At 60.0% G+C, this 25,423-nt stretch carries 21 protein-coding genes, 6 tRNA genes and 3 other RNA genes; 18 read left to right on the top strand and 12 right to left on the bottom strand.

The window, feature by feature from the left end; genetic code table 11:
- The first annotated feature begins 6 nt into the window (after positions 1–6).
- The 15 genes from tolA to pnuC all read left to right on the top strand — a co-directional run bounded on the left by tolA (position 7) and on the right by pnuC (position 7,580).
- Positions 7–1,230, top strand: coding sequence for a cell envelope integrity protein TolA (tolA, locus tag CRO23_RS18005; protein WP_016928724.1), 1,224 nt, complete (start codon positions 7–9; stop codon positions 1,228–1,230).
- Between the two features lie 133 nt (positions 1,231–1,363).
- A complete protein-coding gene (gene tolB, locus CRO23_RS18000) occupies positions 1,364–2,656 on the top strand; it encodes a Tol-Pal system beta propeller repeat protein TolB (RefSeq protein WP_004939856.1) in 1,293 nt (430 codons plus the stop codon).
- 44 nt (positions 2,657–2,700) lie between these two features.
- Positions 2,701–3,216, top strand: coding sequence for a peptidoglycan-associated lipoprotein Pal (gene pal, locus CRO23_RS17995; RefSeq protein ID WP_004939853.1), 516 nt, complete (start codon positions 2,701–2,703; stop codon positions 3,214–3,216).
- A 9-nt stretch (positions 3,217–3,225) separates the two neighbouring features.
- Entirely contained in the window at positions 3,226–4,020 is a 795-nt protein-coding gene (cpoB, locus tag CRO23_RS17990; protein ID WP_004939852.1) for a cell division protein CpoB, read from the top strand.
- A gap of 178 nt (positions 4,021–4,198) precedes the next feature.
- Positions 4,199–4,274: transfer RNA gene (locus CRO23_RS17985), tRNA-Lys, on the top strand.
- Between the two features lie 131 nt (positions 4,275–4,405).
- Positions 4,406–4,481, top strand: a tRNA-Val gene (locus CRO23_RS17980).
- Positions 4,482–4,488: 7 nt separating this feature from the next.
- Positions 4,489–4,564 (top strand) — tRNA-Lys (locus CRO23_RS17975).
- Between the two features lie 15 nt (positions 4,565–4,579).
- A non-coding RNA gene (locus CRO23_RS17970) (RtT sRNA) lies at positions 4,580–4,704 on the top strand.
- A 152-nt stretch (positions 4,705–4,856) separates the two neighbouring features.
- Positions 4,857–4,932 (top strand) — tRNA-Lys (locus CRO23_RS17965).
- Positions 4,933–4,945: 13 nt separating this feature from the next.
- Positions 4,946–5,068, top strand: a non-coding RNA gene (locus tag CRO23_RS17960) — RtT sRNA.
- A 45-nt stretch (positions 5,069–5,113) separates the two neighbouring features.
- Positions 5,114–5,189: transfer RNA gene (locus tag CRO23_RS17955), tRNA-Val, on the top strand.
- 6 nt (positions 5,190–5,195) lie between these two features.
- Positions 5,196–5,271 (top strand) — tRNA-Lys (locus CRO23_RS17950).
- Between the two features lie 74 nt (positions 5,272–5,345).
- Positions 5,346–5,459, top strand: a non-coding RNA gene (locus CRO23_RS17945) — RtT sRNA.
- Between the two features lie 313 nt (positions 5,460–5,772).
- Positions 5,773–6,834: a quinolinate synthase NadA gene (gene nadA, locus CRO23_RS17940; protein ID WP_015376982.1), complete on the top strand. Its 1,062-nt coding sequence runs from the start codon at positions 5,773–5,775 to the stop codon at positions 6,832–6,834.
- A gap of 20 nt (positions 6,835–6,854) precedes the next feature.
- Complete coding sequence (gene pnuC / locus CRO23_RS17935; RefSeq protein WP_016928721.1) at positions 6,855–7,580, top strand: nicotinamide riboside transporter PnuC; 726 nt, start codon at positions 6,855–6,857, stop codon at positions 7,578–7,580.
- 36 nt (positions 7,581–7,616) lie between these two features.
- On the opposite strand, the gene zitB is transcribed toward pnuC, so the two are convergent.
- The 3 genes from zitB to CRO23_RS17920 are packed head-to-tail and all read right to left on the bottom strand — an operon-like array spanning position 7,617 to position 12,381.
- Positions 7,617–8,579 carry a CDF family zinc transporter ZitB gene (gene zitB, locus CRO23_RS17930; RefSeq protein WP_028127667.1) on the bottom strand — a complete coding sequence of 321 codons (963 nt, stop codon included), beginning with the start codon at positions 8,577–8,579 and terminating at the stop codon, positions 7,617–7,619.
- A complete protein-coding gene (locus CRO23_RS17925; protein WP_097102597.1) occupies positions 8,579–11,779 on the bottom strand; it encodes an ATP-binding protein in 3,201 nt (1,066 codons plus the stop codon). Before CRO23_RS17925 ends, zitB begins: the two co-directional genes overlap by 1 nt.
- A complete protein-coding gene (locus CRO23_RS17920; protein ID WP_028127666.1) occupies positions 11,776–12,381 on the bottom strand; it encodes a response regulator in 606 nt (201 codons plus the stop codon). The genes CRO23_RS17925 and CRO23_RS17920 overlap by 4 nt, the downstream gene beginning before the upstream one ends.
- A gap of 212 nt (positions 12,382–12,593) precedes the next feature.
- Between CRO23_RS17920 and aroG the strand changes: the two genes are divergently transcribed.
- The 3 genes from aroG to CRO23_RS17905 all read left to right on the top strand — a co-directional run bounded on the left by aroG (position 12,594) and on the right by CRO23_RS17905 (position 16,149).
- Positions 12,594–13,646 (top strand): 3-deoxy-7-phosphoheptulonate synthase AroG, encoded by a 1,053-nt coding sequence (gene aroG / locus CRO23_RS17915; protein WP_016928717.1) that lies wholly within the window; start codon positions 12,594–12,596, stop codon positions 13,644–13,646.
- A 267-nt stretch (positions 13,647–13,913) separates the two neighbouring features.
- A complete protein-coding gene (locus CRO23_RS17910; RefSeq protein ID WP_016928716.1) occupies positions 13,914–15,104 on the top strand; it encodes a YjgN family protein in 1,191 nt (396 codons plus the stop codon).
- Between the two features lie 7 nt (positions 15,105–15,111).
- On the top strand, positions 15,112–16,149 hold the full coding sequence (locus tag CRO23_RS17905) for a M48 family metallopeptidase (RefSeq protein ID WP_097102595.1): 1,038 nt from the start codon (positions 15,112–15,114) through the stop codon (positions 16,147–16,149).
- A gap of 46 nt (positions 16,150–16,195) precedes the next feature.
- Here the strand turns inward: CRO23_RS17905 and gpmA are convergent, their stop codons facing one another.
- From gpmA to modE, 9 genes are all read right to left on the bottom strand, one after another.
- Complete coding sequence (gpmA, locus tag CRO23_RS17900) at positions 16,196–16,948, bottom strand: 2,3-diphosphoglycerate-dependent phosphoglycerate mutase (RefSeq protein ID WP_016928714.1); 753 nt, start codon at positions 16,946–16,948, stop codon at positions 16,196–16,198.
- Between the two features lie 216 nt (positions 16,949–17,164).
- Positions 17,165–17,512 carry a PsiF family protein gene (locus tag CRO23_RS17895; RefSeq protein ID WP_028127665.1) on the bottom strand — a complete coding sequence of 116 codons (348 nt, stop codon included), beginning with the start codon at positions 17,510–17,512 and terminating at the stop codon, positions 17,165–17,167.
- A 197-nt stretch (positions 17,513–17,709) separates the two neighbouring features.
- Positions 17,710–18,753, bottom strand: a complete 1,044-nt coding sequence (gene galM, locus CRO23_RS17890) for a galactose-1-epimerase (RefSeq protein ID WP_097102593.1) — start codon at positions 18,751–18,753, stop codon at positions 17,710–17,712.
- Entirely contained in the window at positions 18,747–19,898 is a 1,152-nt protein-coding gene (gene galK / locus CRO23_RS17885; protein WP_016928711.1) for a galactokinase, read from the bottom strand. The genes galM and galK overlap by 7 nt, the downstream gene beginning before the upstream one ends.
- On the bottom strand, positions 19,895–20,947 hold the full coding sequence (gene galT / locus CRO23_RS17880; protein ID WP_097102591.1) for a galactose-1-phosphate uridylyltransferase: 1,053 nt from the start codon (positions 20,945–20,947) through the stop codon (positions 19,895–19,897). The genes galK and galT overlap by 4 nt, the downstream gene beginning before the upstream one ends.
- 285 nt (positions 20,948–21,232) lie before the next feature.
- Positions 21,233–22,051, bottom strand: coding sequence for a CPBP family intramembrane glutamic endopeptidase (locus tag CRO23_RS17875; protein WP_016928709.1), 819 nt, complete (start codon positions 22,049–22,051; stop codon positions 21,233–21,235).
- 166 nt (positions 22,052–22,217) lie between these two features.
- Positions 22,218–22,790 carry a cysteine hydrolase family protein gene (locus tag CRO23_RS17870; protein WP_079450906.1) on the bottom strand — a complete coding sequence of 191 codons (573 nt, stop codon included), beginning with the start codon at positions 22,788–22,790 and terminating at the stop codon, positions 22,218–22,220.
- A gap of 94 nt (positions 22,791–22,884) precedes the next feature.
- On the bottom strand, positions 22,885–24,372 hold the full coding sequence (gene modF, locus CRO23_RS17865; RefSeq protein ID WP_097103120.1) for a molybdate ABC transporter ATP-binding protein ModF: 1,488 nt from the start codon (positions 24,370–24,372) through the stop codon (positions 22,885–22,887).
- A 90-nt stretch (positions 24,373–24,462) separates the two neighbouring features.
- Positions 24,463–25,254 (bottom strand): molybdenum-dependent transcriptional regulator, encoded by a 792-nt coding sequence (modE, locus tag CRO23_RS17860; protein WP_033641058.1) that lies wholly within the window; start codon positions 25,252–25,254, stop codon positions 24,463–24,465.
- Positions 25,255–25,423: the final 169 nt, after the last annotated feature.

Here is a 25,423-nt window from a genome sequence, read left to right as displayed (position 1 = left end):
TCTATTTTGGTAAAGGCAACTGAGCAAAACGATAAGCTGAACCGCGCCGTTATTGTTTCGGTCGTTCTGCACTTCATACTGATTGCCCTGCTGATTTGGGGATCGCTGCAGGAAAAGGTCGACATGAGCGCCGGCGGCGGCGGCGATGGTTCTGTAGTGGGCGCGGTAATGGTCGATCCCGGCGCGGTGGTGGAGCAGTACAACCGCCAGCAGCAGCAGAGCAACGATGCGCAGCGTGCCGAGAAGCAGCGCCAGAAAAAAGCGGAGCAACAGGCCGAAGAGCTTCAGCAGAAGCAGGCGGAGCAACAGCAGCGCCTGAAAGAGCTGGAGAAAGAGCGTTTGGCGGCGCAGGAGAAAGCCGCGCAGGACGCCAAAGCGCAGGCTGAGCAACAGCAGAAGGCGGCGGAGCAGCAGAAGCAGGCCGCCGAGCAGCAAAAAGCGGCGGAAGCCGCTGCAGCGAAAGCCAAAGAGCAACAGAAGGTCGCCGAAGCCGCCGCCGCCAAGGCGAAGGCCGAAGCGGACAAGGTCGCCAAGGCGCAGGCGGACGCGCAGAAGAAAGCCGAAGCGGAAGCCAAGAAAGAAGCGGCCGCTGCCGCCGCCGCCAAGAAACAGGCGGAAGAGGCGAAGAAAGCCGCAGCCGCTGCCGCAGAGCAAAAAGCTGCAGAGGCTGCGGAGAAGAAAGCGGCTGCTGAAGCCGAGAAAAAAGCCGCAGCGGAAGCCGAGAAGAAGGCTGCCGCCGAGGCAGAGAAGAAAGCGGCCGCCGCTGAGAAAGCTGCGGCAGCCAAGAAAGCTGCTGCAGAGAAGAAAAAAGCCGCCGCCGAGGCTGCGAAGCAATCGGCGGAAGTTGATGACCTGTTTGGTGGCCTGGCGGACGGCAAGAACGCGCCGAAAGGTGGCGGCAAGCAGAAGGGTGACGGTAAACCGGCTGGCCAGGGCAATGCCAAAACGGCTGGCGCCAGCGGGGCGGAAATCAATGGCTATCTTGGCCAGATTACCGCTGCGATTCAAAGCAAGTTCTACGATGCGGATCTGTACAAGGGCCGTAAATGTGACCTGCGAATCAAGCTGGCGCCGGACGGTTTTCTGGTAGACGTTAAATCTGAAGGGGGCGATCCGGCACTGTGTCAGGCGGCGATAGCCGCGGCGAAACAGGCGAAGATCCCGAAACCGCCAAGCCAGGCGGTGTATGAGGTGTTTAAGAATGCTCCCCTTACGTTCAGGCCGGAATAATGGTTGTTTGAGCTGAGTAAGATCACAGGGATGTACTAAGGTAACCAACAGGGATTATGTAGTTTTACGTGAGTTGGTTTGTTAAAATTCTGCTAATTTATCGCAGGCATCCCGCCTGGATAAGGGAGATGAGATGAAGCAGGCATTTCGAGTAGCGCTAGGTTTTTTAATTCTGTGGGCGTCCGTGTTGCACGCGGAAGTTCGCATTGAAATCACCCAAGGGGTCGACTCCGCTCGTCCGATTGGCGTGGTGCCGTTTAAGTGGGCGGGTCCAGGCACGCCGCCGGAAGATATCGGCAAGATTGTCGGAGCGGATCTGCGCAACAGCGGCAAATTCAACCCGATCGACGTGGCGCGCATGCCGCAGCAACCGACTTCCGCGTCTGAAGTGACGCCGGCGGCCTGGACTGCATTGGGCATCGACGCCGTGGTTGTCGGCCAGGTTCAGCCTGGCGCCGACGGCAGCTACCTGATCTCCTACCAGTTGGTGGACACCTCGGGTTCGCCGGGCACCGTATTGGCGCAGAACCAGTATAAAGTGACCAAACAGTGGTTGCGTTATTCTGCGCATACCGCCAGCGACGAAGTGTTCGAGAAGCTGACCGGCATCAAGGGCGCGTTCCGCACCCGTATCGCCTACGTGGTGCAGACCAACGGCGGGAAATTCCCGTACGAGCTGCGCGTAGCGGATTACGACGGTTACAACCAGTTCACGGTGCACCGTTCGCCTGAGCCGCTGATGTCGCCGGCCTGGTCGCCGGACGGCAGCAAACTGGCTTACGTGACCTTCGAGAGCGGCCGTTCCGCGCTGGTGGTGCAAACCCTGGCTAACGGCGCCATCCGCCAGATCGCTTCGTTCCCGCGCCACAACGGTGCGCCGGCGTTCTCGCCGGACGGCAGCAAGCTGGCCTTCGCGCTGTCCAAGAGCGGCAGCCTGAACCTGTACGTGATGAACCTCGGCTCCGGCCAGATCACGCAGCTGACCGATGGCCGCAACAACAACACCGAACCGACCTGGTTCCCGGATGGCCAGTCTCTGGCGTTTACCTCCGACCAGGGCGGGCGTCCGCAGATTTATAAAATCAGCGCCAGCGGCGGTGCCGCACAGCGTCTGACATGGGAAGGCTCTCAGAACCAGGATTCTGAAGTCAGCTCCGACGGTAAATTCCTGGTGATGGTGAGCACCAACAGTGGTGCACAACACATCGCCAAACAAGATCTTGGATCGGGCGCCGTTCAGGTTTTGACCGGCACCTTCCTGGATGAAACGCCTAGTATTGCGCCAAACGGCACCATGGTGATCTATAGCTCCACGCAAGGTATGGGCTCCGTGCTGCAGTTGGTGTCAACTGATGGGCGTTTCAAAGCGCGTCTTCCGGCAACTGATGGACAGGTCAAATTCCCTGCCTGGTCGCCGTATCTGTGATGCATGTGTAAATATGTATGGCAAACTATAAAAGGATCAAAGAAATGCAACTGAACAAAGTGCTGAAAGGGCTTCTGCTGGCACTGCCAGTTCTGGCTGTAGCAGCTTGTAGTTCTAACAAAAGCGCGAACAACGACCAATCTGGTATGGGCGCTGGCGCCGGCACTGGTATGGAAAACGGCAGCAGCAACCTGTCTTCCGAAGAACAAGCTCGTCTGCAGATGCAAGAACTGCAGAAGAACAACATCGTTTACTTCGGCCTGGACAAGTATGACGTAAGCTCCGAATTCGCTCAGATGCTGGACGCGCACGCTGCATTCCTGCGTAACAACCCGTCTTACAAAGTGACCGTTGAAGGCCACGCTGACGAACGCGGCACGCCGGAATACAACATCGCTCTGGGTGAGCGTCGTGCTAACGCCGTTAAAATGTACCTGCAGGGTAAAGGCGTTTCCGCTGACCAGATCTCTATCGTTTCTTACGGTAAAGAAAAACCAGCAGTACTGGGCCACGACGAAGCGGCTTATGCTAAAAACCGTCGTGCCGTTCTGGTTTACTAAGAGAATCGCATGAACAGTAACTTCAGACGTCACCTGTTGAGTCTGTCGTTACTGGTTGGCGTAGCGGCCCCTTGGGCCGCTACTGCCCAAGCGCCAATCAGTAATGTCGGCTCCGGCTCGGTCGAAGACCGTGTCACCTCGCTTGAGCGCATCAGCAATGCTCAAGGCCAGCTTTTAAACCAACTCCAGCAGCAACTCTCTGACAATCAACGCGACATTGATTCTCTCCGTGGGCAAATCCAGGAAAGCCAGTATCAGTTGAATCAGGTCGTTGAACGCCAGAAGCAAATCTATCAACAGATGGATAGCCTCAGCCAGGGCGGCGCTCAGAGCGCCTCTGCGGCAGCGGGCGCTGCCGGCGGGGCAGCCGCAGGCGCATCTTCCGATGCGGGCAGCAGCGCGCCTGCAGCCGCTTCTGCAACGCCGAGCGGCGGTGATGAGAACAGCGACTACAACGCCGCTGTTTCTCTGGCGCTGGAAAAAAAACAGTATGACCAGGCGATTTCCGCCTTTCAGTCCTTCGTAAAACAGTACCCGAAGTCTACTTACCAGCCCAATGCCAACTATTGGCTGGGCCAGTTGTTCTACAACAAGGGTAAAAAAGACGATGCGGCCTACTATTTTGCGGTGGTGGTGAAGAATTACGCTAAATCACCGAAGGCGCCGGACGCCATGTACAAGGTGGGTATCATCATGCAGGAAAAAGGGCAGGCCGATAAAGCCAAGGCCGTGTTCCAGCAGGTGATCAAACAATACCCAACCAGTGCGGCGGCCAAGCAGGCGAAAAGTCGCGTAGGCGGTTAACGGTTAGAAAAATGAGCCCAGAAGTTAGTCGATTTGACCGATTTCTGGGCTCATTCGCGTGAAGAACAAGCAGTTGAACGCATCGGTAAAAAATTTAGGTTGCGCTGCCAAGATAAATTAGTAATATATGCCGCCGTTGCCAAGACATCTTGCAAGATGTTAAAGCGGCAGGGAAATTGGGTCGTTAGCTCAGTTGGTAGAGCAGTTGACTTTTAATCAATTGGTCGCAGGTTCGAATCCTGCACGACCCACCAATTTTGAAGCAAGAAATGAAGTGGAATCGGGAAGGATAACATCACGAAGTGATGGCCCGTCAGGGCGAGGCCAAAGGCCGAGTCATCCTGCACGACCCACCAATTTCTGAAGTAGCAGTAACCACAACAGTGGGTGATTAGCTCAGTTGGTAGAGCATCTCCTTTACACGGAGGGGGTCGGCGGTTCGAGCCCGTCATCACCCACCACTGTTATGGGTCGTTAGCTCAGTTGGTAGAGCAGTTGACTTTTAATCAATTGGTCGCAGGTTCGAATCCTGCACGACCCACCATTCTTTAAGAATGGCTGCGACAGAGAATCGTAAAGGATGAGAATCGTAAAGGTTCGAGTCTCGCGAAGCGAGACAACATCACTCCGGTGATGGCCCGCAAGGGCGAGGCCAAAGGCCGAGTTATCCTGCACGACCCACCATTCTTTAAGAATGGCAGCTTCAGAATCGGTTTGATGTGGCAAAGTAAAGGTCCGAGTCGAGTACCCGTCGAGTTGTCCTGAACATCCCCATCCTTGTTTTCCGCGAGTCGGTTCCAATAACCTATTCGCCATCAGCAGTAAATCACATCAGTGGGTCGTTAGCTCAGTTGGTAGAGCAGTTGACTTTTAATCAATTGGTCGCAGGTTCGAATCCTGCACGACCCACCACTCTTTAATAGAGCAAGGTGTTAAATCGTCAGGATGAGAACCGTAAAGGTTCGAGTCTCGCGAAGCGAGACAACATCACTCCGGTGATGGCCCGAAGGGCGAGGCTAAAGGCCGAGTTATCCTGCACGATCCACCACGATTTGAGTGGACAAGATGTGAAAAATAGCAGTACCACAGCAGTGGGTGATTAGCTCAGTTGGTAGAGCATCTCCTTTACACGGAGGGGGTCGGCGGTTCGAGCCCGTCATCACCCACCACACTGCGGGTCGTTAGCTCAGTTGGTAGAGCAGTTGACTTTTAATCAATTGGTCGCAGGTTCGAATCCTGCACGACCCACCAATTCAGAAAAAAGCGCCTTTGGGCGCTTTTTTCGTTTCTGTAACATCCAAACCTGACCTCATCTTCTCGCCAACATGGTCACCGAGTCGTGCGGGTGAGATCCTGCGCTCAGGTTCAGAGATACGACAACGCGCAGCGTTGCCCGCAGGGTGAGGCCACAGGCCGAATCAATCCTGCACGACCCACCCATTCAGAAAAAGCGCCTTTTATCGCATCCGCATCACCGCAATCTGAATCCGCTGCTTTCTCGTTTCAACAACACACCGATCGTCATCCCGCGCTTTTCTTAACGGCTATATGTTCTCGCCAAGCGGTTATCCGCTGTGAACTGCGCGGGCAATGCCTGTGTTTTTAATCTATTAAACAATAGGTGCGCAAAATTGAAAATATCAGCGGACTTTTCGCGCTGATTTAGGTATTTTGTTTAGTATATAAAACGAAGGGCGTTGCGGCAGGCAATATTCAAGCGGCAGGCGCCCAGCCTAGCATGAGATTGCAGCGATGAGTGAAATGTTTGATGTCAATGCGGCGGTGTATCCCTTCCCGCCTAAACCGGTACCGCTGGACGTAGCCGAAAAAGCCTTTTATCGCGAAAAGATCAAAACCCTGCTCAAGCAGCGCAACGCGGTGATGGTCGCCCACTATTATACCGATCCGGAAATCCAGGCGCTGGCGGAAGAAACCGGCGGCTGCGTGGCGGATTCGCTGGAAATGGCACGCTTCGGCAGCGCGCATCCGGCTTCCACGCTGTTGGTGGCCGGCGTGCGTTTCATGGGGGAAACCGCCAAGATCCTCAGCCCGGAAAAGCAGGTGCTGATGCCGACGCTGTTTGCCGAATGTTCGCTGGATCTGGGCTGCCCGGAAGAGGAATTTCATGCGTTTTGCGACAGCCATCCCGATCGCACTGTGGTGGTCTATGCGAATACCTCGGCGGCGGTCAAAGCGCGCGCTGACTGGGTGGTGACCTCCAGCATCGCCGTCGAACTGATCGAGCATCTGGATAGCCTGGGCGAGAAAATTATCTGGGCGCCGGATCGTCATCTCGGCAGCTACGTGCAGAAGCAGACCGGCGCTGACGTGTTGTGTTGGCAAGGCGCCTGCATTGTCCATGACGAGTTTAAGACCCAGGCGCTGCGGCGCATGAAGGCGCTCTATCCGCAGGCGGCCATCCTGGTGCATCCCGAATCGCCTCAGGCGGTGGTCGAGCTGGCGGATGCGGTGGGATCGACCAGCCAACTGATTCAGGCGGCGAAAACATTGCCGCATCAACAGCTGATCGTCGCCACCGATCGCGGTATCTTTTACAAGATGCAGCAGGCTTGTCCGGACAAGGAGCTGTTCGAAGCGCCGACCGCCGGGGAAGGCGCGACCTGCCGCAGCTGCGCGCATTGCCCGTGGATGGCGATGAATGGCCTGAAGGCGATTGCCGAAGGGCTGGAGCAGGGGGGCGCGCAGCATGAGATCCACGTGGACGCCGCGCTGCGTGAAAAGGCGCTGGTGCCGCTGAACCGCATGCTGGATTTCGCCGCTCAGCTTAAGATGCAGGTTAAAGGCAACGCTTAACCGTTTAAAAGGATGACCTCATGAGCTTCTTCAGTACCAGCAATATTCTGGTGCATATTCCGCTTGGCGCGGGCGGTTACGATCTGTCGTGGATCGAAGCCATCGGCACACTGTTCGGGTTGCTGTGCATCTGGTACGCCAGCAAGGAAAAAATCATCAACTACCTGTTCGGCCTGATCAACGTCACGCTGTTCGCGGTGATTTTCTTCCAGATCCAGCTGTACGCCAGCCTGCTGCTGCAGCTGTTTTTCTTCGGCGCCAATATTTACGGTTGGTATGCCTGGAGCCGCCAAACCCAGGATAATCAGGCCGAGCTGCAGATCCGCTGGCTGCCGCTGCCGAAAGCGTTGGCCTGGGCGGCGGTTTGCGTCATCGGCATCGGCCTGATGACCTTCAACATCGACCGCGTGTTCGCCTGGCTGACGCAGATTGCGGTGGCGGTGATGCAAGGGCTGGGGCTGAACGTGCAGATGCCGACGCTGCAGCCGGACGCGTTCCCGTTCTGGGATTCGGCGATGATGGTGCTCTCCATCGTGGCGATGATCCTGATGACGCGCAAGTACGTGGAAAACTGGCTGCTGTGGGTGGTTATCGATGTCATCAGCGTGGCGATCTTCGCCTACCAGGGCGTGTACGCGATGGCGCTGGAGTATGTCATTCTGACGCTGATCGCCCTGAACGGCTCCTGGCTGTGGATCAAGAGCGCCGGGCGCAACCGTTCCAATCCGCTCTCTTCCGCACCGTAACAACGCAGAGGGCGCCGTGATGGCGCCCTCGTGGCTTTAGTGGTGATGCCCCAGATGGGAATGCGCTTCGGCATGTGAGTGTTCACTCGGTTCCGGTGCCCGGTTGATACCGCAGTCCGGCGTCTCGCAGTGTCGGTACTCCATCTGGATGGTCACGTGGCCGATCTTGTAGTGTTCCAATAGATAAGCCTGGATACGTTGCAACAGCCCATCGTGGTCATGCGGCGGGATCACCTGCGCATGCAGCGTCATCAGCTTCTGTTCGCCGATCTGCCAGACGTGTACATGGTGGATATTGCGCACTTCCGGGATGTTCAGGCACAGGTCTTTTTGCAGCTTGGCGATGTCGACCTCCTGCGGCGTGCCTTCCAGCAGCTCGTGGAAGCTCTCCTTCAGCAGCCGCCAGGCGCTGCGCAGCACCAGACAGGAGACCAGCACCGACAGGATCGGGTCAATCGGCGTCCAGCCGGTGGCGAGAATGACGATGGCGGCGACGATGGCGCCCACCGAGCCGAGCAGGTCGCCCAACACATGCAGCGCGGCCGCCCTCACGTTGATATTTTTCTCTTCGCTGCCGCGATGCAGCAGCCAGAAGGCGAACAGGTTCGCCAGCAGCCCCGCTATGGCGATGATCAGCATCGGAGTACCCATCACCGGCTGTGGTTCGAAGAAACGCCGTATCGCCTCCCACAGGATGAATACCACGATCACCAGTAGCGCCGCGGCGTTGAGGAAGGCCGCCAGGGTGGTCAGGCGCAGATAGCCGAAGGTGTGGCGCGCGTTGGGCTTGCGCTGGGAAAAGTGCACCGCCATCAGCGCCACCAACAGCGCGGCGGCATCGGTCAGCATGTGCCCGGCGTCGGCCAACAGCGCCAGCGAGCCGGACAATAGGCCGCCGGCCACTTCGGCCACCATAAAGACGGCGGTGACTAAAAAAGCGGTCAGTAGGCGTTTACTATTACTGTCTTTCGGCAGGTGTACGTGTGGAGTGTCCGACATTATTCATCCTTATGCATAGCGAAAGTGGGGGCGGCGGCGAGCAGAGCGTCCAGCTCCGGTTCTATCTGCGCCACTGACGCCTTTAATTTAGTATAAGCGGCGGCGGCAAGTTCGCCCCGACGTGCGGTTTCCACCAGTTGCTGGCACAGCCGCGCGGCTTCCGGCAACTGCAGCATCAGCAGGCTGCCCTTGATGCGGTGCGCCGCCTGTTCCAGGCGTGGCCAGTCGCTCGCGGCGACGGCATCCGCGAGCCGCTGCCGGTCTTGCCGCAGCGTGTCGTTGAGCGTCTGCGCCAGCCGCTGCATCATGGCGCGATCGCCGCCCGCCATCTCAGCCAGCGTTTGCCGTAGGTCAGTAAGGACTGACTTTTTCTCCTGAACCTGCGGTTGCTGAGCCAATACCTGGCCGATTGCCGCCAGTGAAATCGGCTTGGTCAGGAAGTGATCGATCGCCACCAGGCCCGGCGGGATACGGGTAAACTCCTGCACGTCTGCCGAGCAGAGCACGATGCGGCAAGGCGGGCGCTGCAGCCGCTGTTCGTCGCGCCGGATCAGCCTGGCCAGCGTCAGTCCGTCCGGGCGCGGCATGTTATAGTCGATAAACAGCAGATCGAACGGCTGCCGGCGCTGGGCCTGCAGCAGCGCATAGCCTTGTTCAAAGCGGGCCGGCTGCAGCCCGAAGTGGCGCAGCTGGCGTTCCAGCAGCAACAGATTGGTGGGATGATCGTCGATCAGCGCGGTACGCATGGCGGAAGACGGCAGATCAAAGCTACGCTCTGCCGGGGCGACAGCCGGCGGCGCGCCGCTCAGCTCGACCGGTATCGCGACCTCGACGCGTGTACCGACGCCCGGCTGCGAGTGCAACGCGATGCGGCCGCCCATCTGTTCGACGATTTCTTTGCAGATCGACAGGCCCAAACCGGTTCCTTGCACCGAGATGCGTTGCGCGCCGCGCGCGCGGTAAAACGGTTGAAACAGCTTGCCTACCTCATCGGCGGCGATGCCGCAGCCGCTGTCGTTCACCGTCAGATGCAATTCCCCCTGCCGTTCATCCTGCGCGCGCCAGCCGACTTCGACCTGAATGGCACCGCGCGGCGTGAACTTTATCGCGTTGTTTATCAGGTTATTAGCCACCTGAAGTAAACGCTCACCATCAATGACCACCGCCTCCGGCAGCGCCAGATCCGCCACCACGCTCAGCGTCAACGGCCGATCGCCGATCAGCGGTCGGTAAAGGGCGTCGATGCGCGCGACCCAGGGGCGCAGCGCCACCGGTTTTGGCGCCAACGTCAACGACCCGGTTTCCAACCGCGCGTGATCCTGCAGGTCGTTGAGCAGGTTGAGCAGCGATGAGGCCGAACTGTAAATCACCGGCAGGCCTTCCGGCGCAGGTTGGCGTTTGAGCTCCAGTTCCAGCAGGCCGAGGATGGCGTGCATCGGCGTGCGCAGTTCATGGCTGACGGTGGCGAGGAATTTGCTCTTCATGCGATTTTCCGCTTCGGCGCGGCGGCGCGCCTGCTCGAGCTCTTCGCGTTCGCGTTTTTCACGGCGCTGCAGCATGAAACGGCGCAGAGTCAGCGCCAACAGCAGCACGGTAGCGGCGGCCAACAGCGCCAGCAGCCAGGTGGTCTGCGGCGGCATGCGGTTGTCGTTCACCGCGTCGATCAGGTTGCTGCGATCGACGATCCACTCGTCGCGCAGCGATTGCAGGGTATCCGCCGGGATCTGCATCAGGTTCTTATCGAGGATCGCCAGCAGCAGCGGCTGATCGCGGCGCACGCCGAAAGCCACCGGATAGGGGATGTTGTTGGCGGCGAAGGCCAGCTTGATGGCGCCGGAATAGCGCGACAGCGCCAAAAAGTTGGCGGAGATGACGTTATCCACCAGCGCATCCAGCTGGCCGTTGGCCAGCGCGTCGTACATCGACTTGCTGTCGGCGAAGCTGACGGTCTGTTCCTGCTCCGGCACCAGCCCCTGCGCCAAATCGCCCTGCAGCACGCCGATGCGCTTGCCGGCCAGATCGCCCCAGGTCGAGACGCCGTTGGCATACTGGCCGACGTAAACGCCCCACAGCGAACGGTGGATCGGCATGCTGGCGCTGTAGCGCGCCTTGACGCCGCGCGCCAGCGGCAGGGCGGCGCGGAAGCTGGCCTGGCCGGATTGCACCAGCTGATCGGCCTGCTCGGCGTTGCGCGCCCACAGCGGCGCGAAACGCAGCCCGGTGTTTTGCGCGATGATGTTGAGAATATCGATGGCGTAGCCGCGCGGCTGGCCGTCGGAGCCGCGGTAGGCGAACGGGAAATTGTTCTCGATGGCGGCGTAGTAAACCACGCGGTGGCTCGCCACCCAATTCTTCTCCATCGTCGTCAGATCGGCATTGCCGGTATCGAGGTAGCTGGGGATCTTTTTGCTCCAGCGGCTCTGCAGGGCATTCATCAGCTCCATCGGCGCGTCGGCGATGGCGGTGTCCAGCGTATCTATCAGCCGCGGGTCGGCGGCGGCGAACACGAAGGACAGGTTGCCCAGGTTCTCGTTGCTTTCAATCTGATAGAGCTGGCCGAGCTGCAACTGGTCGATGATAAAGCTGGCGCTGGCCTCGTCGGCGATAAAGTAGTCGCTGCTGCCGTTGAGCAGCGAATAGACCGCCTGCAGGTTGTTGTCGTAGCGCTGGATCTGCGACGCCACCGCCTGCAGGGCGCCGCCGGACTGCATGTCGGTCAGCGCGCCGATCGCGACGCGGGCATTGGCGGAGTTGAGCATCACCGGCCGATCGTTGCTGCGGTCGCGCAATACGCGCAGGTTGCTGACGTAATAGGGCTGAGAGATCGCCAATCCGTGCAGCGCTTCACTTTGCGGGATGCCATACAGCAGATCGATTTTGCCGTCGTGCAGCGCCTGCTCCAGCTGCGTCAGATCGGCGAAGCCGTAAATGGCGAAGCGAATGCCGGTTACCTGCTGGATATAGCCGAGGTAGTCGGCGTTCAGCCCATACAGATCGTCATCCACAATGATGTTGTACGGGCTGGTGTTCTCACTGATGATGCCGACGCGCAGCGTGTGGTCGCGCCAGGGGTTTTTCTCGCCGACGATCAGCATGTTCTCGGGGGTATTCAGATTGCTGACCAGCTGATAGCGCACCGGCTCCCCCGCCTGCGCCAGGCCGCACCACAGGATCAGCAGCAGCAGGGCGCGGCGCATCATGGCGCCAGCTCTTTAAATACCGCCACCAGCTCCAGCAGATTACCGGCGCCGGTTTTGCGCTGGATGTTTTTCTTGTGCGTGCTGACGGTCTTGTTGCTGATGTGCAGCCGGTCGGCGATCTGCAGGTTGGACAGCCCCTGGCTCAGCAAACCCAGCACCTCGAGCTCCTTGGGCGTGAGCAGCCCGCCGTCCGCCGTCGGCGCTTCTTCGGCCAGCGCGGCGGCGGGAAAACTGGCTTCACCGTCCAGCACCTGCTCGATCGCCAGCACCAACTCCGCCAGCGAGCTGCCTTTATTGACGAAACCGTCGGCGCCGGCGGCATGCGCCATGCGCGCATACACATCGGCCTCTTGCGCGGTATAGATCAGGATCTTTTGTTGCGGGTAGCGGCGGCGGATTTTTTTCAACAGCTGCAGCCCATCGACCTGCGGCAGGCCGATATCCAGGATCACCAGGCCGAAAGCGGCCTCGGCCAGCAGAGCCAACGCCTGGACGTCGTCCTGCGCCGCCTGCAGGCGGTAGGGGCGGGATGATTTCATTAGCGCCGCTTCCAGTGCGACATGAACCACCGGGTGGTCATCAACTAATAACAGAGAAGGCATGTTCAACTCGGGTCGCTTTATATTCCGATCGCTAGCATAGCGAAAAAGGAGGCTCTGCGCTCCCCTGATGAAACAGCACAATCTGCTGTTAATTTGGCGGTTCCAGCGGAGGGGGGCAAAGGTGATTTACAGCGCCATTCCCACAGGCTAGATTGTTGGGATCTACACCGTTACGCACTGCGAAATACCCCTCGATACCGAATGGAAAAGCTATGAATTACCAAAACGACGATTTACGCATTAATGATATTAAGGAACTCCTGCCGCCGGTGGCTCTGCTGGAGAAATTCCCGGCTACCGAACGCGCGGCAAAGACGGTGTCCCAGGCCCGCAGCGCGATTCACAATATCCTCCGCGGCAGCGACGATCGCCTGCTGGTGGTGATTGGCCCTTGCTCCATCCACGATACCCAAGCCGCCAAAGAGTACGCGGGGCGCCTGCTGGCGCTGCGTGAAGAACTGAGCGGCGAGCTGGAAGTGGTGATGCGCGTATACTTCGAAAAACCGCGCACCACCGTGGGCTGGAAAGGCCTGATCAACGATCCGCAGATGGACAACAGCTTCAACATCAACGACGGCCTGCGCCTGGCGCGCAAACTGCTGGTGGAGATCAACGACAGCGGTCTGCCGGCCGCCGGCGAATTCCTCGACATGATCACGCCGCAGTACCTGGCGGATCTGATGAGCTGGGGCGCCATCGGCGCGCGCACCACGGAATCGCAGGTGCACCGCGAGCTGGCCTCCGGCCTCTCGTGCCCGGTCGGTTTCAAGAATGGCACCGACGGCACCATCAAGGTGGCGATCGACGCCATCAACGCCGCCGGCGCGCCGCACTGCTTCCTGTCGGTGACCAAGTGGGGTCACTCGGCGATCGTTAATACCAGCGGCAACGGCGACTGCCACATTATTCTGCGCGGCGGCAAAGAGCCGAACTACAGCGCGGCGCACGTGAAGGACGTCAAAGCCGGCCTGAGCAAAGCCGGGCTGCCTGCGCAGGTGATGATCGACTTCAGCCACGCCAACAGCAGCAAACAGTTCAAAAAGCAGATGGACGTGAGCGCTGACGTTTGCGGGCAGATTAGCGGCGGTGAAAAAGCGATCATCGGCGTGATGATCGAAAGTCACCTGGTGGAAGGTAACCAGAACCTCGAAAGCGGCGAACCGCTGGTTTACGGCAAGAGCGTGACCGACGGCTGCATCGGCTGGCAGGACACCGAAACCGTGCTGCGCGATCTGGCGGCGGCGGTGAAAGCGCGCCGCGGATAACCGCAAACAATGACAAGGGCCCGATAACGGGCCCTTGTTTTATCCTTGCCATTACACTTCTCTATATTCCACGACTTTAAGGCTTACAGTTAATAGGCCAATTAAGTCCTTAAGCGACCCTCTTCGCATTATTCCTATTTAAGAAAAGAATAATTGTCACTACTCGCGGCATTGTGCTTATATAAGACGCTTTTTTTATTCCATAAACCCCGCAGGCCTAATAAGTGGGGAGTGGTATGACCTTATTCCTTTCAGGATGAAAGAATTATGACAAACAATACCTCGCAGCCGCTGGGGCTGCACCGGATTAAATTCCATGGGAAAGGTGGTGAGTACTTCGCTATTTGGTTAGTCAATGCATTATTGACCGCCCTGACCCTGGGCATCTATTCCGCCTGGGCGACGGTGCGCCGTCGCCGCTATTTTTACGGCAACACGGAATTGGACGGCGATCGTTTCGACTACCATGCACAACCGCTGCAAATTCTGAAAGGGCGGCTGTTGGTGATCGGCGGCATCATCGTGTTTTATATCTTGCTGATGATAACACCCCTGCTGGGGCTGCTGGCTTTGCTGGTGTTGCTTGCCCTGCTGCCGTGGATCGTTATCCGCAGCTGGCGCTACAATGCGATTATGTCGAGCTATCGCGGCGTGCGTTTTAATTATGTCTGCCGCACCGGGCGCGCCTATTGGGCTTTACTATTCTGCCCGTTATTGCTGATTATCGGGCTGTATGTCGGTCTGATCATCTTGCTCGGCATTGGCAGCGGTCTTGGCAGCATCAACGCCATCGCTTTTATGCTGGTGCTGACGCTGATTTTGGCCGTGCCGGCATTTGCGGCGGTAAACGGCATTATTAGCGCACTGCAGCATGATTTGTACGTTAATAACCTGTTTTTCGGAAAGACACCGTTTATTGCCGAACTGAAGAAATCGGCCTTTATCAAATTTGCCTTGATTGGCCTGCTCATATTCCTGCCGTTCATGTTGGTCGCGCTGGTGTGCATCGGTTCGTTCTTCCTTACCCTCTATCAGATGGTGTTGATGGGCATGTTAACCAATGAAGCCATTGATGTGCTGGTGCTGGATAATATCAGCAGCCTTCTGCTGATGATGGTGGTGCTGCTAATTGGCGCGCTGGTGGCCAGCAGCTACCAGGTCGTTGCCCAGCGCAACTATCTGTTTAACCAGGCAAGGCTGAACGGCGACATCAAGCTGCATTCCTCAATGAAAACGCTGCCGTATATGGGACTGTTGATCACCAATACCCTGATTACCCTGTTCTCGCTCGGTTTGGCGGCGCCGGTGGCGGAAGTGCGTCATGCCCGTTATCTGGCGGCCTGCACGGCGGTTGAAGGCGATCTGGCGCTGCTGGACATTACGGCGCATCAGGAAACCGCCAACAGCGCGGTGGCCGAAGAAGCGCTGCAGGCGCTGGATCTGGGCGGCAACTTCTGAGGCGCCGATGATCCTTGAAGGCGCTTATCAGTTGCCGGGACGGGCCGCACGTGAGGCGGCTCGTCTGCTGGTGAACGAAAGCGGCGAAGGCGTGACGTTGCAGCGGCAGGATGAACAGCGTTACATCCCGCTGACGGACATCACCGTTTCTGCCGCGCTGGGCAATATTCCGCTGACGCTCACCTTCAAGGGCGGCGGGCGCTTTGTGCCTGACGACGACGCGGCCTTTCGCCGCTGGTTCTATCAACGCCGTTCGCCGGGGTGGGTGCATCGCCTGGAACGCCATAAACGCGGCGTCGCCCTGGCGCTGCTGATGACGCTGCTGGCGGTAGTGGCTTACGTTTACGTGGTGCTGCCGTGGGCGAGCAGCGAGATCGCCATGCGCATCCCCACCTCGGTGGAACAGACGCTGGGCGAACATACGCAGACGTTTTTGGACCAGAGCGGCTTCGCGCCCTCCGCACTGCCGGCCGAACGGCAACGGGCGCTGCAGCAGTTGTTCCGGCAGGTGATGCCGGCCGAGATGCGCCAGGAGCGCACGCCGCTCTCGCTGAAGCTGATGGCGGCGCCCGGTGCGCCGAACGCCTTTATGTTGCCGGACGGCACGCTGGTGCTCAGCGATAGCCTGGTCACCTTGTCAAAAAACGACGATGGCTTGGCGGCGGTGATGCTGCATGAGATGGGGCATCACGCCCATCGTCACCCGATGCGCATGTTGGTGCGTTCGTCACTGGTGGCGTTGACGCTGATGTGGATGACGGGTGACGTCAGCGGCATCGGCGACACGCTGCTGCAGTCCGCATCCTTCGTGAATGAGATGCAGTTTTCTCGCGGGATGGAGCGTGAGGCGGATGCGTTTGCGATAGCGGAAATGCAGCGCCAGGGGCGGTCGTTGGCGGAAATGGCGACGATCTACCGCGCGTTGGCGCAGGCGCCTGAACGAGAAAAGGCCGATGACTGGGCGCTGCCTGCCTGGCTCAGCACCCATCCGGCGATGCAGGAACGGCTGGACGCGGTGAACGAGGCGATGGCGCAGCAGCAATAAAAAAGCCCCCGGTGAAAACCGGGGGCTTTTTCGTGAACGGGCGAAATTACTTCGCTTTACCCTGGTTCGCTACGGCCGCCGCTTTTGCTGCGATCTCGTCGGCGTTACCCAGGTAGTAACGTTTGGTTGGTTTGAAGTTCTCGTCGAACTCATACACCAACGGCACGCCGGTTGGGATGTTCAGCTCGAGGATTTCATCTTCGCTCAGGTTATCCAGGTATTTCACCAGCGCGCGCAGGGAGTTGCCGTGCGCCGCAACGATCACGCGCTCGCCGCTCTTGATGCGTGGCAGGATCTCTTCGTCCCAGTAAGGGATAACGCGATCGATGGTCAGCGCCAGGCTTTCGGTCAGCGGCAGCTCTTGCTCGCTAAGCGAGGCGTAGCGCGGATCGTGGCCAGGGTAACGTTCGTCTTCTTTGGTCAGCTCAGGTGGGGTCACCGCGAAGCCGCGACGCCATTGTTTCACCTGCTCGTCGCCGTATTTTTCCGCGGTTTCCGCTTTGTTCAGACCCTGCAGCGCGCCGTAGTGACGTTCGTTCAGCTTCCAGGATTTTTCGGTTGGCAACCAGGCTTGATCCAGCTCGTCGAGGATGTTCCACAGGGTGTGGATCGCGCGCTTCAGTACGGAGGTGTAAGCGAAGTCAAAAGTGAAACCTTCCTCTTTCAACAGCTTGCCTGCTGCTTTCGCTTCGGTGCGGCCCTTGTCGGACAGATCAACATCATACCAACCGGTGAAGCGGTTTTCTTGGTTCCACTGGCTTTCGCCGTGACGCACCAGAACCAGCTTAGTTACAGCCATAGCTTAACTCCTTAATAATCTGACATTTCAATGATAACGAAAATCATTATATTGCCGCGGGCCGGGGCTCGGCAATCGATAGTGTCTAACCATAGCCAATTTCTTGCCGCAAAGTAAGGGCTGGCGAAAGGAAAAAGCTGAATCGTTCAGGCTGATGCGTAAGGGGGAGAAACGGCGCGTCGGAATCGCTCCGGACGCGCCGTGGCAGAGGGGAAATCAGGCCGATTTTTTCAGGCAGTTGCTCATGAAGGTTTTACGCGCGTCGCCCTTCAGATCCTTGGTCTTGGCGTCGGCATTGCAGCTTTTCATTTTCTGCTGCTGCGGCGTCAGGGTTTTGCCGGACGCAGCGGCGCCTTCGGACTTCAGACAGGTGCTCATAAAGGTGGAGCGATCGGCGCCTTTCAGCGACTTGGTGGATGCCTGCTGGTTGCAATCGGTCATGCGTTTCTGTTGGGCCGCCTGCGCCGGCGAAGGCGTTTTCGTCGCCGTCGTCGCGTCGGCCGCCATCAGATTGGTGCTCAGCATTAAGCCCGCCAGCAATGGAAGTGCAGTAATCAGACGCATAGGTGTTCCTTCAGCTATTGATTGGCCGCCATCGGCCGAAAATGGTGACGTTGCACAAGGCGTTGTGCTTATCACGGTAGCCTGAGTGTAGTGCGCGCTTTGGAATAAGGGAAGGTGGGCGCCGGTGGGGGGATGGCGCTAAAAGGTAAGCATTTATAACAAATTGCCCCCGGCCGCACGGCGAGGGGCGTCGCGGGTCAGATAGGATAAAACTGATAATGCGTGGCGCTGCGGTAGCGGCTCCCCGGTTGCAGCCAACAGTCCGGCTGCGGCCACTCGGGATGGTGCGGGCTGTCCGGCAAAAACTCGCTCTCCAGCGCCACGCCGGCATGGTTGGCGTAGCTGCCGCCATCGCGCGCCGGCGTGCCGGCCAGATAATTGCCGCTGTAGAGCTGCAGCGCAGGCGCGTCGGTGAACACGCTCATTTGCACTTGCCCGTCGGCGGACCACAAATGCGCCGCCGGGCTCTCCAGCGCCCCACAGGTACGCTGCAGCAGAAAGGCGTGATCGTAGCCTTTCACCCGCTGCTGGTCGCGATCGCGCAGGAAATCCTGTAACAACGTTTTCGGCTGACGAAAATCCATGCCGCTGCCGTCCACCGCCGTCAGATCGGCACAGGGAATGCCCTCGGCGTCGACGGGCAGGTAGCGATCGGCGAACAGCTGCAGCCGTTGGGCGCGGGCGTCGGTGCCGGCGCCGTCGAGATTGAAATAGGCGTGGTTGGTCAGATTGACCGGGCAGGGGCGATCGACCTGCGCCAGGTAGTTGATTTCCAGACGATTATCCGAGGTCAGGCGGTAACAAACCTGCACGTCGAGATTGCCGGGGAAACCCTGATCGCCCTCCGCCGAGTGCAGCGCATAGCAAACCTGTTGCGCCTCGTGCTGTACCCGGCGCCAGCGGCGGGCATGGAAACCGTCGGGGCCGCCGTGCAGCTGGTGGGCACCCTGATTGGCGGCCAGCGCATGGGGTTTCCCGTCGATGGGCAAACTGGCGTTGGCGATGCGGTTGGCGTAACGGCCGACGGTGGCGCCCAGATAGGCGCCTTGATGCGGGTAGTCCGCCGGGCTGCGGCAGCCGAGCAGCAGTTCGCGTTTTTCACCGGATTTGAGCGGCAAGACGGCGGACAGCCAGGTGGCGCCCCAGTCCATCAGCGTCACCGTCATGCCGTCGGCGTTTTGCAGCTGTGTCAGCTGGTAAGGCTGCCCATCGGGCGCCGCTGCCGTGGTTGCCGTCAGCATGTACCGGCCCCCTGCGAAGCCTGGCAGACATAGAAGGTTTCCTGCAATCCGCCGGTTTGCCGCGGATACTCGTGCGCCACGGCGGCACGCACCGTCTCCACGAGATCCTGCGGCATCAGCGCGACGATGCAGCCGCCAAAGCCGCCGCCGGTCATGCGCACGCCACCGCGCGGGCCGATCGTCGCTTTGACGATCTCGACCAACCGATCGATCGGCGGCACGGTGATTTCAAAATCATCGCGCATCGAGGCGTGGGACTCCGCCATCAGCCGGCCCATGCGCTGCAGGTCGCCTGCCGCCAGCGCGTCGGCCGCCGCCAGCGTGCGGGCGTTCTCACTGATGACATGGCGCGCGCGTTTGGCCACCAACGGATCCAACTGATGTTGACGCGCTGCAAACTGTTCCGGGCTGACGTCGCGCAGCGCCTTGACGCCGAAGAACCGCGCCGCTTCTTCGCACTGTGTGCGGCGGGTGTTGTACTCGCTGTCCACCAGCCCGCGCTGCACATTGGAGTTGATGATCACCACCGCGACGCTGTCCGGCATCGGCACCGCACGGGTCTCCAGCGAGCGGCAGTCGATCAGCAGAGCGCTGTCGCGCCGGCCGAGCGCGGAGATCAACTGGTCCATGATGCCGCAGTTGCAGCCGACGAACTGGTTCTCCGCCTCCTGGCCGTTCAGCGCCAGCGCCACGCCGTCCAGCGGCAGCTGATAGAGCGCCTGCAGCGCCTGGCCCACCGCCACCTCCAGCGCGGCGGAGGAGCTGAGCCCCGCCCCTTGCGGCACATTGCCGGCGATCACCAGATCCGCGCCGCCGAAGTCGGCGTTGCGGCGCTGAAGATGTTTCACCACGCCGCGCACATAGTCGGACCAGCGCTGATCGGGGTGGCTGACGATCGGCTCGTCGAGCGAGAATTGATCCTGCTGATTCTGATAATCGGCGGCCAGCACGCGGATCTGGCGGTCGTCGCGCTTGGCGCAGGCGATGACGGTTTGGTAATCGATGGCGCAGGGCAGCACGAAGCCGTCGTTGTAATCGGTATGCTCGCCGATCAGGTTCACCCGCCCCGGCGCCTGGATGGTCAACGCCGGCGCGTAGCCGAAGTGCTCGGTAAACAGGGAATGGGTAAGCGGTTTCAGGCTCATGCTTGGGCTCCGGCTTCACGGTAATGAATATCACTGACGGCGCGCAGACGCTCTGCGGCCTGTTCGGCGGTCAGGTCGCGCTGGGTTTCCGCCAGCATCTCGTAACCGACCATAAATTTGCGCACGCTGGCTGAACGCAGCAGCGGCGGATAGAAATGGGCGTGCAGCTGCCAGTGCCGGTTGTCGGCGCCGTTGAACGGCGCGCCGTGCCATCCCATCGAATAGGGGAAGGAACACTGGAACAGGTTGTCGTAGCGGCTGGTCAGCTTCTTCAGCGCCAGCGCCAGATCGCGGCTCTGCGCCGCGCCGAGTTCGGTGATGCGCTGCACCGCCGTTTTCGGCAGCAGCAGCGTTTCAAACGGCCAGGCGGCCCAGTAGGGCACCACCGCCAGCCAGTGTTCGGTGTTCACCACGATGCGTTCGCCTGCGGCCAGCTCGCGCTGTGCATAATCCAGCAGCAGCGGGGAGGCATATTCCCGGAAATAGTCGTGCTGCAGGCGATCTTCGCGTTCGGCCTCGTTCGGCAGAAAACTGTTGGCCCAGACCTGCCCGTGCGGGTGCGGGTTGGAGCAGCCCATCGCCGCGCCTTTGTTTTCGAACAGCTGTACCCAGGGGTAGTGCTTGCCCAGCTCATCGGTTTGCGCCTGCCAGGCGGCAACCACTTGCTCCAGCGCCGGCAGCGTCAGTTCGGGCAGGGTCTTGCTGTGATCGGGAGAGAAGCAGATCACCCGGCTGACGCCGCGCGCGCTTTGGCTGCGCATCAGCGGATCCTGGCTGTCGGGCGCCGGCGGCGTATCGCTCATCAGCGCGGCGAAATCGTTGGTGAAAACATAGGTACCGCGATAATCCGGATTGCGATCGCCGGTGACGCGCGCGTTGCCCGGGCACAGGAAACAGTCGGGATCGTGCGCCGGCAGCGTTTCTGTGGGGACGGCCTCCTGCTGGCCCTGCCAGGGGCGCTTGGCGCGGTGCGGTGAGACCAGCACCCACTGGCCGCTCAGCGGATTGTAGCGGCGGTGCGGATGATCGATAGGGTTAAATTCCGTCATACGGTTCCTTTCTTGGCGCCGACGAAAGTGTAATCGCTTCCAATTACCGTCTTGAGACGCCCGTTGCTGAACAGGGAGAGGCTGTTGCGCAGAAAGATAGCACGCCCGCGGCGGTAAAAAGGTGATCTAACGCGAAAAATGGAATCGCTTACACTTCATTGCAAAGTGCAGGAGGGGCGAAGAAAAGCAGGCGGCAACGTGATTGAGGGCATTGCGGTGAAGTGCCGGTGATAGCGTTTTCACCCGACCAGCCGGCAGAGAGGGGCTCTCTGCCGGCTTCAGCCGTTAAGAATGCTGGTACAGCGGATAGGTGAAGAACAGCAGATGGGTCAGATTAAGCCCGAAATGGAACAGAATCGGCACCCACAGACGGCCGCTCCACATCCACGCCATGCCGTAGATCACCCCGGCGAGGGTCGCGAAGATCACCATCAGCGTACCGCCCGCCAGATGCGCGGCGCCGAACACCAGGGAGGCGACGATCAGCGCCGGCCAGGCGCCCAGCCACTGGCTGAGGCGCTGTTGCAGGTAGCCGCGAAACAGCGCTTCCTCGGCCATGCAGACAAAGAACAGGTTCGCCATCACGAAAGGCAGGATCCAGGCGGGCGCATGCCACTCAATTTTTAAGCCGCCCAGCGCGACGGCCAGCAGCAACAGCGCCGGCACGGCCAGCAGCAGCGCAATCCAGCCCGCTCTGCTGGCGTTGCCGCCGCGTTCGGCGGAAAACAGCGTGGGCAAGCAGGCGAACAGCAGGAAGGGCACCATCGCCTTATCGAAGTTGTAATACATGGTGAACGGCGCGCTGAGCGGACCGGCTTTTTCGCCGTCGATCATCAGTTGATTGTGGATGCCGGGCACCAGGTGCAAGAACAGCGCCACGCAGCCGGCGGCCACCAGCCCTTCGAGCGCAATCGCCAGATTACGCTGCGCGCGAAAATGGTGGCGCAACCCCGCCAGCGCTACGATCGCCAGCAGATAACTCAGGCTGAGCGGCGTCAGTACCCCATGATAAAGCCCCATGCCCGCCGAGGCGGCCAGGATCACCCAGGCTATCAGCCGATTAAACGGCAAGAAAAATAACGAAGCAGCCAGTACGCCCCACATGATATGTCCCTTTAAATATGTACACGGCGCTCAGCGCCTTTGCGGCGTGCGATGATGGCAAAATTGAGCGCTAGAGCGGATAGTAGCACACCAGGATGACGCTAAAGGTCGGGGCAGTGATGCATTTGTGCATGATGCCGGCCCACACGACCGGCGGCGAGGAGGGTTAGCCTTTCATCCATGCCTGCGAACGGGTGATTTCGGCCAGGTTTTGCAGGGTATCCAGGCTCTGCTGGTGGATCTCCTGCGTGGGGGCCGCGCACAGATCGTGCAGCACGGTCACCTGAAAGCCGGCGTCGTGCGCCTGCCGCGCGGTGCTCTCGATGGCGAGCGGCGTGCTGATGCCCGCCAGCAGCAGATGGTGGCACCGATGTTGCCGCAGCCAGGCTAACAAATTGTTACCGGAGAAAGCGCTGACTGCCGTTTTTTCAAACTGCAGATCGGTCTCTTCCTGATGCAGTTCGGGCATCCAGCGGCAGCCCGGGCCGTTTAACCGCAGCGCGCCGATCTGCTTGAGATGGTTGAACAGCGGCGAATGGGGCGGAATGTCATGATAATCGTCGGCGAATCCCACCCGCACCCAAATCACCGGGATTTTTCGCACCCGGGCATAGGCCGCGGCGGCATTGACGTTGGCGAGCAGGTGGGTCGCCGCCACCTGTTCGTGGCAGTGGTTGGCGCGCCCTTTGGGCCCGATCAGATCTTCGATCAGGTCGATGATAATCAACGCAGCGGACATGGCGTCTCCAGAAATGGCCTTCTTCCTTTCTATGATAAAAGGCCAAATGTGATGTGCTGCGGTGAAGTGTTGCCGGATATGTTTACGCCGCGTTTCAGGCGGAGGCCGCCTCCAGCCGTTGCTGTTGGTAACCATAGCCGCCTTCGCCGTCGGGCACGAAGCTGAGGCGGTGAGTGATGCACTGCGGCGCATCTTCGGCATGGTGCGAGACAAACAGCAACTGGGTGGCGCCCTGGCCGATCAGCACGTCGATAAAGCGGCGCACCAGCTGGCGATTGAGCGGATCCAGCCCCTGCAGCGGCTCGTCGAGGATCAGCAGCGCCGGGTGTTTCACCAGCGCGCGGGCGATCAGCGCCAGCCGCTGTTGGCCCCAGGAAAGGCTGTGGAACGGGGCGTCACCGCGCGCGCCGTTGAGCCCGAGCAGCGCCAGCCATTGCTCTGTCAGCTGCCGCTGACGATCCGAGACCGCCTGATAAATGCCGATCGAATCGAAGAACCCTGACAGCACCACGTTGCGCACGCTGGTGTTGACGCGATAATCCAGATGCAGGCTGCTGCTGACGTAGCCGATATGGCGTTTGATTTCCCAGATGGTTTCCCCGCTGCCGCGGCGGCGGCCGAACAGCGTCAGATCGTTGCTGTAGCCCTGTGGATGATCGCCGGTGATCAAGCTGAGCAGCGTGGATTTGCCGGCGCCGTTCGGGCCGACGATCTGCCAGTGCTCGCCGGGGTTAACCTGCCAGTCGAGATGATTGAGGATCGGCCGATCGTTATAGCTGACCACGCCGTCGCGCAGGACGATCAGCGGCCGATCCGCCGGCAGGGCCACTTTTTGCGTCGGATCCTCGGTTTCCGGCAGCGCCAGCCCGCTGAGGTTTTCGCTGTGCGCCAACTGCGCCACCAGCGCGTCCGCCATTACCTGGCTGCGCGGCCCGCGGCTGGTCAGGGTGCAGTCCGCCAGCACGCCGACCTGGCGGACAAAATCCGGTATTTCGTCGAACCGGTTGAGCACCAGCACCACGGTTTGGCCCTGGGCGGAAAGCTCGCTCAGCAACGCGGCGAGCTGCGCGCGCGAGTGCACGTCCAGCCCGTCGAAGGGTTCGTCGAGGATCAGCAGGTCGGGCTCGGGCATCAGCGCCCGGCACAGCAGGGTCTTGCGCGTTTCGCCGGTGGAGAGGTATTTGAAGCGGCGCGTCAGCAGGGCGGTGATGCCGAACTGCGCGGCCAGCCGCTCACAGCGCGCGGCGTCTTTCACCTCTTCCTGAATGATCTCCGCCGCGGTGCGGCCGGTGTCGTCTTCGTCCGCGCTGAGCAGATCGGTGTTGTTGCGTTGCCACTCGTCGCTGACCATTTTTTGCAGCTGTTCGAAGGAGATGCGCACCGCGTGCTGAAAGTCGCTGCGGCGCTCGCCGCTCAGCAGAAGCAGTTCGTTGGCCAACGCGCGCGCCAGGGCGGATTTGCCGCTGCCGTTGGCGCCGACGAAGGCCCAGCTGTCGCCGGCCTGGATTTCCAGCGCGTCCAGCGTCAGGGTGCGGGTATCGCTTAAGCGGAATGAACCTTGCGAAATATGCAACGACGACATCACCTGTTCCTTTTTTTGCAATTATTTGCCTTAGAAATAGGCGTATTGCAGGGGGATGTCAATCAACAAAAATGCAACGTTACGTTGCGCTTAACACAACGTGGCGACAATCACGTGGTCGGCGTTGAACAGGGCGTGTACGGCGGCGCCGACGCTCAGCTGCAGGCGCTGCAACTCCGCCGTCGTCAGCGTGGCGCACAGGGTTTCGCCCCCCGCCAGCGTCACCAGCACCTCGCTGTGTTCGGCGCCCGGCTGAATGCCGGCCACCACGCCCGCCAGCGCGTTATCCGCGTCGGCATGTTCCGCCGTCTCGACGCTTAACCGCACCCAGGGCGCCTTGATCAGCGCCAGCACCTCTTTGCCCGGCGTCAGTTGCAGCCGGTCGGCGCTTTGCTGGGTGATGGCCGCCGTCAGGCGAGTGCTGCCGTCGTTCAACAAGATCGCCAGATGCTGCTGCACCTGCTGATGATCGCGCTCGATGACGGTGCCGAAAAATTGATTGCGCGCGCTGGTTTGCAGCGAGAAGCGCGAGATGGCCGCCAGCAGACTGTCGAGCGGCAGATCGTCCTGCTGCAACACATCGAAGGCCTTTTGCTGCACCTGGCCCAGCAGGTCATACAGCTGGATCAGCCGTTGGCCGTAGTGCGTCAGCTGCGCGCCGCCGCCGCCTTTTCCGCCGGTGGCGCGGTCCACCACCGTGTGTTCCGCCAGTTGGTTCATCTCATTGATGGCGTCCCAGGCGCTTTTGTAGCTGATGCCCGCCAGTTTGGCGCCCTGGCTGATGGAGCCGGTGTGCTGTACCTGTTTCAGCAGCGCGATGCGGCGCGGATCGGCGAACAGCTTTTGCTGGAGTTTGAGAGTCAGAAGAATTTCGGCCTGCATAGCGCATCCTGTCGGCGGCAAAAATCTTATTGTCGCCGATTTGGCGACAAAGCGCCAAACGCAGTGCGCTGGAGAGCGGGGGTAATAAAGACTGGTATTGTTTTATTGTTATAATATAACATAACAGAAAAACAATAAGGCTTTACGCCGGCTGCGGCCGGTTTTTATT

The sequence above is a fragment of the Serratia sp. JKS296 genome, assembly GCF_900215445.1.
GTDB lineage: Bacteria > Pseudomonadota > Gammaproteobacteria > Enterobacterales > Enterobacteriaceae > Serratia > Serratia marcescens.
Note: the sequence above shows the minus strand (reverse complement) of the source record. Positions and strands in the feature narration are given on the sequence as shown.

Coding starts and splice junctions, on each gene's coding strand:
- tolB (WP_004939856.1), top strand. CDS start 1,364: ATGAAGCAGGCATTTCGAGTAGCGCTAGGTTTTTTAATTCTGTGGGCG.
- pal (WP_004939853.1), top strand. CDS start 2,701: ATGCAACTGAACAAAGTGCTGAAAGGGCTTCTGCTGGCACTGCCAGTT.
- cpoB (WP_004939852.1), top strand. CDS start 3,226: ATGAACAGTAACTTCAGACGTCACCTGTTGAGTCTGTCGTTACTGGTT.
- nadA (WP_015376982.1), top strand. CDS start 5,773: ATGAGTGAAATGTTTGATGTCAATGCGGCGGTGTATCCCTTCCCGCCT.
- pnuC (WP_016928721.1), top strand. CDS start 6,855: ATGAGCTTCTTCAGTACCAGCAATATTCTGGTGCATATTCCGCTTGGC.
- zitB (WP_028127667.1), bottom strand. CDS start 8,579: ATGTCGGACACTCCACACGTACACCTGCCGAAAGACAGTAATAGTAAA.
- CRO23_RS17925 (WP_097102597.1), bottom strand. CDS start 11,779: ATGATGCGCCGCGCCCTGCTGCTGCTGATCCTGTGGTGCGGCCTGGCG.
- CRO23_RS17920 (WP_028127666.1), bottom strand. CDS start 12,381: ATGCCTTCTCTGTTATTAGTTGATGACCACCCGGTGGTTCATGTCGCA.
- aroG (WP_016928717.1), top strand. CDS start 12,594: ATGAATTACCAAAACGACGATTTACGCATTAATGATATTAAGGAACTC.
- CRO23_RS17910 (WP_016928716.1), top strand. CDS start 13,914: ATGACAAACAATACCTCGCAGCCGCTGGGGCTGCACCGGATTAAATTC.
- CRO23_RS17905 (WP_097102595.1), top strand. CDS start 15,112: ATGATCCTTGAAGGCGCTTATCAGTTGCCGGGACGGGCCGCACGTGAG.
- gpmA (WP_016928714.1), bottom strand. CDS start 16,948: ATGGCTGTAACTAAGCTGGTTCTGGTGCGTCACGGCGAAAGCCAGTGG.
- CRO23_RS17895 (WP_028127665.1), bottom strand. CDS start 17,512: ATGCGTCTGATTACTGCACTTCCATTGCTGGCGGGCTTAATGCTGAGC.
- galM (WP_097102593.1), bottom strand. CDS start 18,753: ATGCTGACGGCAACCACGGCAGCGGCGCCCGATGGGCAGCCTTACCAG.
- galK (WP_016928711.1), bottom strand. CDS start 19,898: ATGAGCCTGAAACCGCTTACCCATTCCCTGTTTACCGAGCACTTCGGC.
- galT (WP_097102591.1), bottom strand. CDS start 20,947: ATGACGGAATTTAACCCTATCGATCATCCGCACCGCCGCTACAATCCG.
- CRO23_RS17875 (WP_016928709.1), bottom strand. CDS start 22,051: ATGTGGGGCGTACTGGCTGCTTCGTTATTTTTCTTGCCGTTTAATCGG.
- CRO23_RS17870 (WP_079450906.1), bottom strand. CDS start 22,790: ATGTCCGCTGCGTTGATTATCATCGACCTGATCGAAGATCTGATCGGG.
- modF (WP_097103120.1), bottom strand. CDS start 24,372: ATGTCGTCGTTGCATATTTCGCAAGGTTCATTCCGCTTAAGCGATACC.
- modE (WP_033641058.1), bottom strand. CDS start 25,254: ATGCAGGCCGAAATTCTTCTGACTCTCAAACTCCAGCAAAAGCTGTTC.